We start from the raw sequence: 12,317 nt of genomic DNA, 5'->3' as shown, positions 1-12,317 counted from the left end.
CGATGCACGATGCCCTGCTTGTGAGCGTAGCCGAGGGCATCGCACAAATGCGCGGTGATGGCGAGGGCGTGCTCGGGGGGCAGCTTGCCTTCGCGGGCGATCATGCGCTGGACGTCGGTGCCATCGACGTATTCCATGACAAAGTAGAGCTGGCCGTCCGTAGTGCGGCCGAAATCATACACGCTGACGATGGCGGGATGATTCATGCGGCCCATCAGGCGGGCTTCGTTTTTGAAGCGCTCGGCAAAGGCAAGATCCTGCCGTTCGATGGCGGGTGGGAGCAGTTTGATGGCGACGGCGCGATCCAGACTGAGCTGAAGGCCTTTGTAGACGGCACCCATGCCGCCACGGCCGACGAGCATGTGAACTTCATATTGGGGCAGAATTTCCTGCAATTCCGCCGGTGTGGGCGGTTCCCAGCGCCAGCCACCGCCGGTGGTCTTCGGCGGAGGGGTGGGATTGGAGGAATCACTCATGACTGGGCTAGGGAAGAGGAGGCCAATTTAGTAGCAGATTTACCTCCAGAGGTACGAGAAGTTGTCTCGAAGCACAAGCATTGAGGCACGGAATGACGCGATGGGTTGATTTCTGTGACAGACTCGCCTAACTCCGCGCCCCATGAATGAAAGCCTGAAGATCTTAAGCGGCTCCGCCCACCCGACGCTGGCGAAGTCGATTGCCCAAAACCTGAACATGGCCCTCTGTGCCGCGGAGCTGACCACGTTTCCGGACGGCGAGACTTTCGTGCAAATCCATGAGAACATCCGCGGCGGTGATGTTTTTATTGTGCAGCCGACCTGTCCGCCGACGAACCAGAACCTGATGGAACTGCTCATCATGGTGGATGCCGTGCGCCGTGCGAGCGCCAACCGAATCACCGCAGTGCTGCCGTTCTTCGGCTATGCGCGCCAGGATCGTAAAGACCGCCCGCGGGTACCGATCACAGCGAAGCTGGTGGCGAACCTGCTGGTGGCCGCCGGGGTGAACCGGGTGCTCACGGTGGATCTGCACGCCGGGCAGATTCAGGGTTTCTTCGACATTCCAGTGGATCATCTGTATGCGGCTCCCGTGTTGATGAAGACCATTCGCGAGCGTGAAATCAGCGATCTTGTGGTGGTATCTCCTGACGTGGGCGGCATCAAAATGACGCATGCCTTTGCCAAGGCGCTGGGTGCTCCGATGGCGATTGTGGCAAAAAATCGTGTCAGTGCCGAAGAGGTGGAGGCGCACAGTGTCATTGGCGACGTGGCAGGGAAAAATGTTCTTCTGGTGGATGACCTGACTGAAACGGCCGGGACGCTGACTGCGGCCGCCGACCTGCTGCTGAAGCACGGGGCGAAAAAGATTTATGCCGGTGTGTCGCACGCCGTGCTGGGTGAGAAAGGCCGGAATCGCATCGCCAAATCGCCGATTGTTGAGCTGCTGGCCACGAATTCGACCCCGCAGGCAACGGGAGATAAAGTCACCGCATTGGACATCGCCCCCCTGCTGGCGCAGGCCATTGCCCGCATCCACGGGAACGAGTCTGTCACATCCCTGTTTGACACGCGGGGGTAGGCGTGTATTCTCCGCGCCCTTTTTCCAAAACTTAATCTCCTCCAGTGAGGAACCCCGACCATGGCTAAAATTCTCGATCTCCAGGCAGAAGTCCGCACCCAATCCGGCACCGGCGCCGTCAAACGCATGCGCAAGGCAGGCACCATTCCAGCCGCCCTCTATGGTCGCAAGGTGAAGCCCTCCAGCATCCAGGTGCACGGCAAAACTTTCTCGAAGCTTCTTGAAGGCAGCGCCTCGGACAACATTCTTGTCTCGCTGAAGATCGCCGGTTCCACCGAAGAGCAGCTCGCGCTGGTGCAGGAAGTGCAGCACGACTACCTCCGCGGTGGCATCCTTCACATTGATTTCCACGCCGTTGCTGCTGATGAAGAAATTCACGCCAACGTGCCTGTCGCCATGATCGGTGAAGCCAAAGGCCTCAAGCAGGGTGGACTGGTGGAAGCCATTCATCACGAAATCGAAGTCCGCTGCCTTCCGAAGGATCTGCCAGAAAGCATCGAGATCGACGTCACCGGTCTCGAAGTTGGCCAGGGCATTCACGTCCGCGAAATCACCTTCCCTGCAGGTGTCATCTGCCACCTGGGTGGTGATGTGGTCATCGTCATGTGCGAAGAGCCGAAGGTTGAAGTCGAGCCCGAGCCTACCGCTGCCGCCGCTCCTGCTGCTGGTGCCAAGCCAGCTGCTGCCGCTGCTCCTGCTGCCGGCGCCAAGCCTGCCGCTGCCGCCGCCAAGCCAGCTGCCAAGAAGTAATCTCCGCACCTTTTCCAAGATGTGGCTTCCCGAGCGGAAACAACGAGCAGCGGCGTGAACGCGCCGCGTCTCATTGTGGGTCTCGGCAATCCCGGCGAAACCTACCGAGACACACGCCACAACATTGGATTTATGGTGCTGGACGAAATCGCAAGACGCATGGGAGCCGCTTTCCGCGAGGAAAAGCGGTGGTCAGGTCTTGTGGCGAAATTCACGGGCGGTTACCTGCTCAAGCCACTTACGTTCATGAACGACAGCGGTCGATCTGTGCAAGCGGTGGCTCATTTTTACAAAGCTACACCGGCGCAAACGCTGGTGGTCTACGACGATGTGGATCTGCCGCTGGGCCGTCTGCGTTTTCGTGCCAGTGGATCTGCTGGCGGCCACAATGGCATCCGGTCGATGATTTCCTCCTTTGGCTCAGATGAGTTTCCGCGGCTGAAGGTTGGCATCTCTCCGGAGAATGGACGACCTGCCGGCGAACGCATGGTGGGCCATGTGCTGGGGAAATTCCGCACGGAGGAGCAGACCGAGCTTCAAATCGTGATCCAACGCGCTGCGGATGCCGTGCTTTCTGCTGTTGATCGCGGCTTGGAAGCAGCCATGAATGTCTTCAACCGACAAACCGAATCTTAAACCCCGAAAATACACACCTATGAACCGCAAATACGAAGCACTCATCGTGCTCGACACCAAAGGCAAAGAAGAAACCGTTGACTCCCTCGTCAGCACGATCAGCAAAGACATGGAAAAGTCCGGTCTGAAGCTTGAGCAGATCGACAACATGGGCAAACGCAAGTTCCCCTTCAACCCACGTCACGTCGAAGGCGGCCACTTCATCAACATCCAGTTCTCCGGCGCACCTGCCGCTCTGGACAGCCTCCGTGCCAAGCTGAAGCTGAACGAAAACGTGTATCAGCAGTATTACCTGAAGCGCAGCGCGTAGTCCGCCACGTCGGTGTTTTTTCATCACCCCGGTTTCGCGTTTAGGCGCGATCCGGGGTTTTGTTTTTTAGTGGGGTTGGTTGAGTGAAATCGATGTGATGAGTGTCTGTTGGAACCGTGGCGCAGGCGTGCAGCGGGGCTCGTTGCAGACGCTGCTGGTGGGCGTGGTGTGTTGCGGAGGCGCTGGATTTGCTTCCCGATGATGACGGCGTGCTTACCCAGGGGCACCTCGCCAAGGCTCAGCGGCCCTGGGCGTCATGACGCAGCTCCGTTGGAGCTGGAGAGGGGAGTGCCAGTCATGTGTGTCAAGCCAGCCGGTTTAGATGCGAGCCAGTGTCATCGCGTGCGGTGGCTGAGTGCTTGGCGCAAGCCTGCTCCGACGACACCGCTTTTGCGGGGCGTCGAAAGTCCTTTGTACTGAGTTTGCTGTCCGGCTTGCGAAAGCGGCGTCGCGCCTAGGCTTGCCGCACGCGTTGATTCGCTCCGCTCACCCTTCGGGCAGCCTCTGGCTGTCTATCTCCGCTGCGCTCCGGTTCCACGACGCTGTCGCGCATGCGTGGGGATTGGGCCGGTGCTACCGGAAGGCCAAGGAACGAACGATTCTTTGTCTCAATTAGGGGCCGTTGATCTCAGGCGTCGAGACCGAAGGCGGTGTGGACGACGCGGGCGGCGTTTTCGACTTCGGCTTCGTCGACGATGACGGCGGTCTTGATTTCGCTGGTGGAGATCATCTGGATGTTGATCTTGGCGTCTGCGAGGGCCTTGAACATCTTGGCGGCGACGCCGCTGTGGCTGCGCATGCCGATGCCGACGACGCTGACCTTGGCGATGCTGCTCTGGGTGCGAAGCTGGGCTTTATCTCCGAGGCCGGGCAGTTCGGCCTTGAGCACGGTTTCGGCCTTGGCGAGGTCTGCGCCGCTGAGCGTGAAGGAGATGTCGGTGATGCCGTCGAAGCTGACGTTCTGCACGATCATGTCGATCGTGATGTTGGCGGAGGCGATGGCGCCAAAGATGGCGGCGCTGATGCCGGGGCGGTCGGCGACGTCGTCGATGGTGACTTTGGCCTGGTTGCGCTCGAGGCTGACGCCGCGGACGACGACGGACTCCATGCCGGGGGATTCTTCTTTCACGATGGTACCGGGGTTGTTGTTCATGCTGTTGCGCACTTCAAAGCGCACACCAAATTTGTTGGCAAACTCGACGCTGCGGCTCTGCATCACCTTGGAGCCGGAGGAGGCCATTTCGAGCATTTCCTCGTAGCTGATCTCGTTGATCTTCTGGGCGGTCTTGACCACGCGAGGGTCGCAGGTGTAAACGCCGTCCACGTCGGTGTAGATCTGGCAGAGGTCGGCCTTGATGGCGGCGGCCATGGCGATGGCGGTCAAGTCGCTGCCGCCACGGCCCAAGGTGGTGATTTCTCCGCTGGCGGTTTCGCCCTGGAAACCGGCGAGCATGACGATGTTGCCTTCGTCGAGCATCTTCTTCACGGCATCCGGGGTGATATTGACGATGCGGGCCTTGGTGTGCACTCCATCGGTGGAAATGCCTGCCTGTGCGCCGGTGAGGGAGACGGCCTTGCCGCCGAGGGCATTGATGGCCATGGCGGTGAGAGCGATGGTGGTCTGCTCGCCGGTGGCGAGGAGGACGTCCATCTCACGCTCGATGGGTTCGCGCTCGGGGGAGACTTCTTTGGCCAACCGGATCAGGTTGTCTGTGACGCCGGACATGGCGGAGACCACGGCGACCACTTGGTTGCCAGCACGCTGGGTTTCCAGAATGCGACGTGCGCAGTTGCGGATACGCTCTGGAGTGCCGACGGAGGTGCCGCCGTATTTCTGGACGATGAGTGCCATGCTGGGGGGTTGGGAAAGGGCGCGGAAAATGGCATGGTGGGGCGGGTGCGCAAGGACGGAGTTTGGGGGAGGGGCGGTGGGGGACGGGGAGTTTGCCGTAGTTGGCGGTTGTTTGCGATGGTTGGCGGTTGTTTCTGAGGGGATGGGTTTGCGGAAGGCTGAGGAGGGAGGACCCTGCCGTTGATGCGGCGGTGTGGTGTCTTAGCTTGGGAGGCGTGGATGCTGGCGGGAACGCTGGGCGACGGGCATGAGTGCCCATCGTACTGCCGGAGAGCTTCAGGCGAGCACCTGGCGTTCCTCGGCGGCGTCCAGGCGCTTCCATTTTCCGGGTTGCAAGCCTAGATCGGCGAGTTTGAGGCTGCCGATGCTGACGCGGATGAGGCGGAGGGTGGGGAAGCCGACGGCTGCGGTCATGCGGCGGACCTGGCGGTTTTTGCCTTCGGTGAGAGTGAGTTCGAGCCAGGAGGTGGGAATGTTTTTGCGGACACGGATGGGGGGATCTCGTGGCGGATGAGCGGGCTCGGTGTCGAGGCGCTGGGCTTTGCAGGGCAGGGAGTGGAAATCCTTCAAGTCGATGCCGGAGCGGAGTTTGCGCAGCGCTTCATCGGTGATCTGGCCGTCCACCTGGGCGTGATAGGTGCGGGGATGGGCGTGGCGGGGATTGAGGAGGCGGTCATTCCAGCGAGCTTCGTCGCTGAGCAGCAGGAGGCCTTCGGAATCGCGGTCTAAACGACCGATGGCGTAGACGTCTGGTGGGAAGCCGAATTCGGCGAGGGTGCGGTGGGAGGGGTGCTCCTGGGTGAACTGGGAGAGGACGTCGAAGGGCTTGTAGAAGGCGAGGAGCATGCGGGAACTTACTTTTCGGCGAGTGCCGCAAGCTTCTGCACCAGTTCAGCACGGCGGGTCTCGTAGCTGCTTGCTTGCCCATCCTTGGCACCGCTTGTGGCTGCTTTGGCAATCACGGCGATGAGTGAAATGACGCCGATGAGGGCAAATCCCCCACCAAAGAGGGGAAGGATAAATGGAGCGCCCATTTGAGAGGTGGAGGTGGCAAAAAACAGACCGAAGGCAGTGAACAGGAGCAACCCAATGACCTGAACACAACCTCCTGCGATTCCCACTCCGGGTGTCGCTGGCGCGGTTTGAGCGGCTGCCAACGCGTGAGCATTTTCCCGGTCGAGCCGTTCGATCTCATTTTGGATTGTGATGACTTCCAGTCTCTCGGCCATCTTGCCGGTGTGTTCAGCGATCTTGGCGACTTCCTCGGTGAAGATGGAGCTTTCGGTGCGCTTCACCTCCAGGCTGCTGTGGCAGAACTGACAGGTGACGAAACGGGTGGCGTCGGAGACTTGAAGCGGAGCGCCGCAGTGGTTGCAACGGACGGAGAGCGTTTCCATGCCGCGAGGCTAGCGGGAGCGCTGAAGATTTTCAAGGATGGTTCCAAAACGCATCACATCTTCTAATGCGAGGCGCTTTTGCTCGAACTCCTCCTCAGTCATGCGGCGCGGGATGTGATGGGGTTTGTCGAAGACGAGGGTGACTTTGGAAAAGGGCAGAGGCAGGAGGAATTCATCCCAGGTCTTGAACTGGATGGCGTGGCTGTAGTGCATGTGCACGGGGATGATGGGCACGCCGGTGAGCTGGGCGAGCTTGACGATGCCTGGCTGTACACGATGCAGGGGGCCGCGCGGGCCATCGGGGGTGATGCCGATCTCGTAGCCTTCACGTGCCTTTGCGGCGAGGGCGATGAGGGCGCTCATGCCTTTCTCGGGCCGGGAGCTTGAGCCGCGCTCGGCTTCGATGCCGAAGCTGGCGCAGACATCGGCGATGATCTGGCCATCGCCGCTGGGGCTGGTCAGGATGGTGCCGGGAACATTGGCGAACCACTCATGGTGCAGCCATGGGATGAGGAACATGCGGTTGTGCCAGAAGGACCAGATCCAGCCTTTGCGGGTGGCATCAAAAACACCGGCGTCATCCCGCACCTCCCAGCGCAAAGTCGAGCCGATGCAGCGCATGATTCCTGCGATGATCTTGCCGGCGGATTTGATGCGGATTTTAGCCATGAGTGTGAGCGCATTGCATGGCGGTGTTCTGATCTGAGGTCAAGGTGAGGGATGCCGGAGCAGGGCATGAAAAAGGCGGGAGACTTCTCCCGCCGTGGATTGATGGCTCATGCGGGGCCAAGCCGGCCTACTTCTTCAAGAAAAACATGATGCCCATCGTGATCAAGCCGCCGACGAAGGCACCAATGCCCAAGTTAAAACCTGCCGTGAAGTCTGTGGAGCCGCCGACAAGAATGGCGCTGTCTTGAATCGCGGAAGGGAGGTAGCGCACCTTGGTCATCGGATCCGTGACAGCGGTATCACTGGCGTGGGCGGAGAAATAGTTGGAGGTGACTTTGAAGGTCTTTTTTACCGGGGTGCCGTTTTGCGGGGTGTAGGAAACATCAAACTGGTAGTTGCTATTCTTTCCTTTCTTCCACTCCCCTCCTTCGATGATGCCATCCACCGTGACGCCCTCCTTTTCCAGTTTGGCCAGGCGCTCTTTTTCCTGATGACCGTTGTAGGTGAGGAAGGGACCGGCGATGATTGCAATGGCTGCGAACAGCTTGATTTTGGTTGGTGTTTCCATGTGATTTGGTGGAATTAAGCCGCCGTTTTATCCAAATCAGCCGGAAGGGTCAATACGAATACTCTTAGATTCAAATCCTTAAACGGACTTGACCAATTCAATCACCGAGCGGCCCTCTTCGCGGCGGAAATCGACACGGTCGAAAATTTCGCTGATGACATGGAGGCCGAGGCCGCCGATGCGGCATTCGATCGAGGGTGGAGCGACGAGCTTCTGAAAATCCTCGTTGGTGATGCCCGCACCGTAATGCTCGATGAGGATGCGAACGGAGTCCGGGCCTGACTCCATGCGGCAGGTGGCGGCACGTTCGGTGCTGGTGGAGCAGTAGGCGTATTTGCAGATGTTGCTCATGACCTCATCACAGCCGAGAATGAGGAGGCCGGTGAATTCATCGTTCAGGCCATGGTAGGCTGACCATGTCTCGATGAACTCCCGCACGAGGCGCAGCGTGTCGGGATGGCAGGTGAGGGCGATCTCATCCGCCACTGGTGGCGAATGATCTGTGATCGTCAGGACGGTGGCGTCATCCTGATAGCTCGAGTCGTCGGCGAAAGTGTGCCACTGTTCGACGAGGTGGTTTAGGAAACCATCGCCGCCGTTGGTGTGCTGCATGGCGGCGGCGAAGGCTTTGTCTTCGAAGTATTCGCCGGCGCTGTTCTGGACTTCGAGAATGCCATCTGTGTAGAGCATCCACTGGCGGCCGGTGCTGAAGGGGAGTGACATCTCTGCATAGCGTGCGGCGCATGAAATGCCGAGCGGCGCATTGCCGGGAGCGGGGACTTCTTTCCAAGACTTGCCGTCAAACACTTGTGCACCGGGCAGGCCGGCGCAGCAGAGCCAGACACGCCGTGTCTTTGGGCATACAAGCATGGCATTGATGGCGATGAAGCGGCCAGCTTTCATCACGCCACAAAGACGTTTGTTTAACGTCGCCATCCATTCGGCGAGGTTCATGGAGACGCAGAGATGCGCGGTGGAGGCGATGAGCGTGGTGCCGCGTGCCATGTCGAGAGCTGCGGGCAGGCCTTTGCCGCAGACATCGCCGACACCAAGCAGGATTTTGCCGTCGTCGATCTGGTGCCAGAAATAGAAGTCGCCGCCGACTTCGCTGGCGGGCTCATAGAAGGTCTCGACCGCCACGTTTCCGAGGCGCACCTGAGGCGCGGGGAGGAAGGAGTTTTGGATTTCCGTGGCGAGTGAAAGCTGCTGCCGGTTTTCGGCTTCCAGAATCGCTTTCTTCTGTGATTCGAGACGCATGAGCGTCACCGCGATGAGGCTGCCAAAAGTCTCGAACATTTCGACGTCCTGAGCAGTGAAGGCCGCGCCGTTATTGGGATTGATCGCCTGCATCACACCCAGGCAGTGGTCGCCATCCAGCAGGGGGATGGTGACCATGGCACGGGTGACAAGGTCGGACTTGTCGGAGGCCGGGCGGAAGTGGCGGGGGTCGGTGAGCGCGTCCTCAATGTTGACGGTGATTTTGGTCGCATAGACGTCACCGGCGATGCCTTTGCCCTTGGGAACACGAACTTCCAAGGAGTTGATGTGATCGAGGGTGGAGCGGATGAGGAGGTCCTCATTGGGGCCATCGGGCAGGAGGATGGAGCACACTTCGCAGTCCATCACTTCACGTGAACGCTGCAGGATGTGATCGACGAGTTCGACCAGATTTTGGGTGCTGCTGAGACGGCGCGCGACGTCGAGCAGAACGCTTTGGCGAGAGGAGATGGGCTGTGGATTACTCACGGCGTTTGAAGAGTTCGAGGAGGCCCTTTTTCTTTTCTTCGGGGGTGGCGCTTTCAGGGGGCATGGGAGTGCTGGCGGCAGGTTTGGCTCCTGAATCGAGTTCTTTGATACGCACGGGGTAGGGGTCATGGGTGCGGCGCATGTGCTCGATGAGCTGCTCCTTGGTGGGCACCTCATTGGATTTGCTGCCAAAGATGAGGCGGCTGGGTTTCCCGGCGAGGGTGCCAGTGATGTACTCGCCCCAGATGACGAGGGTGTTCATTTCTTCGACCAGGGTGTTGATCTTGCGCATGGTGGTGTCGAGATGCTTTTCCAAACCGGGGCCTGCGGCGTTTTCACCACCGGCGAGCATGCGGTGGAGATCCGTGGTGATTTCTTCGATACGTGCCTTCAGGCCGGGCTTGCCATCCGGTGTGCCTGCGATGGTGCCGTTGAGTTCCTTGGAGAAGCTTTCGAGGTTGGCGAGGATGGCGTCTGCGCGATTGGCGAGACCTTTGTCCGCCGCGCCCTTGGGGCCTTTGACGAGTTCTTGAATGCCTGTGGCGGTGTCTTCGAGCTTGTCGGCCACGGCATTGATCTTTTGACCAAAGCCGGGGGTTTTGCCGTCGCCAGTGAAGGTGATTTTGAGCTGCTGAGTGAAGGCCTCGATGTTGGCCAGGGAGTCGGTGATTTTTTTGGAGGCGTCGCCCTTGCCAAGAGGATCGGTGATCTTTTTGAGATCGGCGGTGATGTCACGGATATTGGCGAAGATGGCATCACCGCCGGGGAGCATCATTTCCAGCAGGCTGCCCATGCTGGTGGAAGTGAGCCGCGCGCCATCGGCCAGCAGGCCGTCTTCGTCATCGAGGCGAATGAGCGCGATGTGTTTTTCGCCGAGCATCGACTCGGCGCTGATGATGACCTTCAACCTGGAAGGGATGGGGGCGGGAGAGAAGACCTCGACGTGGACGCGTACGGTGTTGCTTTCAAGGATGCGGTCGGCGGGGGCGAGGTGCTCGATGCGATCAACCACGCCGATGTGGTCGCCCGCAAACAGCACGCTGGTATTGCGGTGGATGCCGGTGATATCGGCAAAGTCCACGGAAAAGCGCAGATGCGGTTTGCGCCAGGGATCGCCTGAGATGGCGAAGATGAGCGCGCCGAGCAGCATCAGGGAGCAGAGAATGACCAGGGTCGCCACGGTGGCATCTTGCTTGTTTTTCATGGCTTGGAGGAATGGATGGCTGAGCGTGAATACGTGCCGGTTTCGTTGAGGCCCAGAAGCGTTTCGCGATAAAGCATTTCGCCCGAGTCGTCGCTACCATCACCCTGGGGATCACCGTTGATGAACTGCTGGACGGCGGGGTGGGGATGCGCGCGAATTTCTGCGGGCGTGCCTGCGGCAATGATCTTGCCCTGATTTGGGCCGGTGCCGAGCATGATGATGCGGGTGCCGATGCGGAAGACGCTGTTCATGTCATGCGTGACGACGACGACGGTAGCGCCGATCTTTTGTGTGAGGCGCTGGGTGAGTTCATCAACCACGGCGGTCATGATGGGATCGAGTCCGGCGGTGGGTTCGTCGCTGAAGACGAGAGGCGGGTCCAGAGCAAGAGCGCGGGCGAGTGCGGCGCGCTTTTTCATGCCGCCGCTGATCTCGGAAGGTTTCTTGTGGCCATGGCCGGTGAGGCCGACCTGCTCGAGTTTCATTTTGACGACGGTGTCGATCAGTCCGGCGTCTAGCTGAGTGTGTTCATTCAATGGCAGGGCCACGTTTTCCGCGACGGTGAGCGATTGCAGCAAGGCACCGGATTGAAAGAGCATGCCGTAGCGGCCGCGCAGCTTGCGCATGGCATCCTCGTTCATGGTGGTGATCTCCTGACCGAAGATCTTGATGCTGCCGGAGCTGGGTTTTTCCGTGCCGATGAGGTGGCGGAGCAGGGTGCTTTTGCCACAGCCGCTGCCACCCATGATGACGAAGGTGTCGCCTTCATAGACTTTAAAGCTCACGCCGTTCAGGACTTTCTGAGATCCAAAGTGGCGCACGAGCGAATCGACCTCGATGATCGGTTCGCGGGTGGTCAGGTCTGGAGCGGTGTCTGACATCAGAAGAAGAACAGGGCGGTGAGGAGGGCGTTGGCGATGAAGACGCTGAGCAAGGAGACAACGACGGAGCGGGTGGTGGCGAGTCCGACACCTTCAGCACCGCCGGAGACATTCAATCCGATGCTGCAGGCGATGGTGACGATGAGCACGCCGAAGACGCCGCTTTTGAGCAGGCCGATGCCGATGTCACTCAACGCAACATGCTGTAGCGCGTGAGTGACGAAGAACGCGGTGGACATGTGCAGGGAGAAATGGCCGATGAGCCAGCCACCGGCGAGGCCCACATAGATGCTAAAGACTGTGAGCAAGGGCAGCATGATGACCATGGCCAGAAAGCGCGGCACGATGAGCCAGGACATGGGGGGGATGGCCATGACCTCAAGGGCTTCGATTTCTTCGGAGACTTTCATGGTGCCGAGCTCTGCCGTGACAGAGGAACCGCTGCGGCCGATGACGATGACTGCTGTCACCAGCGGTGCGAGTTCGCGAATGAGACTGGAGGATACGAGTCCCGGAACAAAGGCCGTGGCGCCGAGCTTCGCGAGCTGGGCTGCGGACTGCATGGCGAGCACGACGCCGATGGTCAGGGCTGTGAGGGCCGCCATGGGCACGGCATGCACACCGATGCGCACGATTTGAGCAAAGGTGTGGCCGATGCGCCAGCCTCTGCCGCGAAAGGGAGCGACGAACAGCCAGTAGAGCAGGCTTCCGCACAGTTCGAAGTATTGGCGGAATGCTTCGGTCATA

At 59.7% G+C, this 12,317-nt stretch carries 14 protein-coding genes; 4 read left to right on the top strand and 10 right to left on the bottom strand.

The features are described 5' to 3' along the window. Nucleotides 1-476, bottom strand: a 476-nt coding sequence (locus ACIREA_RS03890) for a serine/threonine-protein kinase (RefSeq protein ID WP_397380745.1), incomplete at its 3' end; no start/stop codon positions are given. Between the two features lie 142 nt (nucleotides 477-618). Between ACIREA_RS03890 and ACIREA_RS03885 the strand changes: the two genes are divergently transcribed. From ACIREA_RS03885 to ACIREA_RS03870, 4 genes are read left to right on the top strand one after another with little or no spacing between them, the layout of a single operon-like run. Next, entirely contained in the window at nucleotides 619-1,557 is a 939-nt protein-coding gene (locus ACIREA_RS03885; RefSeq protein WP_397380743.1) for a ribose-phosphate diphosphokinase, read from the top strand. A 60-nt stretch (nucleotides 1,558-1,617) separates the two neighbouring features. Then, entirely contained in the window at nucleotides 1,618-2,307 is a 690-nt protein-coding gene (locus tag ACIREA_RS03880; RefSeq protein ID WP_397380741.1) for a 50S ribosomal protein L25, read from the top strand. 54 nt (nucleotides 2,308-2,361) lie between these two features. Then, complete coding sequence (gene pth, locus ACIREA_RS03875; RefSeq protein WP_397380739.1) at nucleotides 2,362-2,943, top strand: aminoacyl-tRNA hydrolase; 582 nt, start codon at nucleotides 2,362-2,364, stop codon at nucleotides 2,941-2,943. A 19-nt stretch (nucleotides 2,944-2,962) separates the two neighbouring features. Next, entirely contained in the window at nucleotides 2,963-3,253 is a 291-nt protein-coding gene (locus ACIREA_RS03870) for a 30S ribosomal protein S6 (protein ID WP_300932826.1), read from the top strand. A gap of 628 nt (nucleotides 3,254-3,881) precedes the next feature. Here the strand turns inward: ACIREA_RS03870 and ACIREA_RS03865 are convergent. The 9 genes from ACIREA_RS03865 to ACIREA_RS03825 all read right to left on the bottom strand — a co-directional run bounded on the left by ACIREA_RS03865 (nucleotide 3,882) and on the right by ACIREA_RS03825 (nucleotide 12,316). Next, the gene (locus ACIREA_RS03865; protein WP_397380737.1) at nucleotides 3,882-5,105 is read right to left on the bottom strand and encodes an aspartate kinase; all 1,224 of its coding nucleotides are present in this window, start codon (nucleotides 5,103-5,105) and stop codon (nucleotides 3,882-3,884) included. 276 nt (nucleotides 5,106-5,381) lie between these two features. Then, nucleotides 5,382-5,951 (bottom strand): pseudouridine synthase, encoded by a 570-nt coding sequence (locus ACIREA_RS03860; protein ID WP_397380735.1) that lies wholly within the window; start codon nucleotides 5,949-5,951, stop codon nucleotides 5,382-5,384. An 8-nt stretch (nucleotides 5,952-5,959) separates the two neighbouring features. Beyond that, on the bottom strand, nucleotides 5,960-6,400 hold the full coding sequence (locus tag ACIREA_RS03855) for a hypothetical protein (RefSeq protein WP_397380733.1): 441 nt from the start codon (nucleotides 6,398-6,400) through the stop codon (nucleotides 5,960-5,962). A gap of 111 nt (nucleotides 6,401-6,511) precedes the next feature. Further along, entirely contained in the window at nucleotides 6,512-7,171 is a 660-nt protein-coding gene (locus ACIREA_RS03850; protein WP_397380731.1) for a lysophospholipid acyltransferase family protein, read from the bottom strand. A gap of 127 nt (nucleotides 7,172-7,298) precedes the next feature. Beyond that, the gene (locus ACIREA_RS03845; protein ID WP_397380730.1) at nucleotides 7,299-7,739 is read right to left on the bottom strand and encodes a DUF3592 domain-containing protein; all 441 of its coding nucleotides are present in this window, start codon (nucleotides 7,737-7,739) and stop codon (nucleotides 7,299-7,301) included. Between the two features lie 78 nt (nucleotides 7,740-7,817). Beyond that, complete coding sequence (locus tag ACIREA_RS03840; RefSeq protein WP_397380728.1) at nucleotides 7,818-9,485, bottom strand: SpoIIE family protein phosphatase; 1,668 nt, start codon at nucleotides 9,483-9,485, stop codon at nucleotides 7,818-7,820. Continuing rightward, on the bottom strand, nucleotides 9,478-10,689 hold the full coding sequence (locus ACIREA_RS03835; protein ID WP_397380726.1) for an MlaD family protein: 1,212 nt from the start codon (nucleotides 10,687-10,689) through the stop codon (nucleotides 9,478-9,480). Before ACIREA_RS03835 ends, ACIREA_RS03840 begins: the two co-directional genes overlap by 8 nt. Continuing rightward, nucleotides 10,686-11,570, bottom strand: a complete 885-nt coding sequence (locus ACIREA_RS03830) for an ABC transporter ATP-binding protein (RefSeq protein WP_397380724.1) — start codon at nucleotides 11,568-11,570, stop codon at nucleotides 10,686-10,688. Before ACIREA_RS03830 ends, ACIREA_RS03835 begins: the two co-directional genes overlap by 4 nt. After that, on the bottom strand, nucleotides 11,570-12,316 hold the full coding sequence (locus ACIREA_RS03825; RefSeq protein WP_397380722.1) for an MlaE family ABC transporter permease: 747 nt from the start codon (nucleotides 12,314-12,316) through the stop codon (nucleotides 11,570-11,572). Before ACIREA_RS03825 ends, ACIREA_RS03830 begins: the two co-directional genes overlap by 1 nt. Nucleotide 12,317 lies beyond the last annotated feature (1 nt).

It is taken from the genome of Prosthecobacter sp. (assembly GCF_044373815.1).
In the GTDB taxonomy this organism is placed as follows: domain Bacteria; phylum Verrucomicrobiota; class Verrucomicrobiia; order Verrucomicrobiales; family Verrucomicrobiaceae; genus Prosthecobacter.
This window is presented reverse-complemented; position numbering and strand designations above follow the sequence as displayed.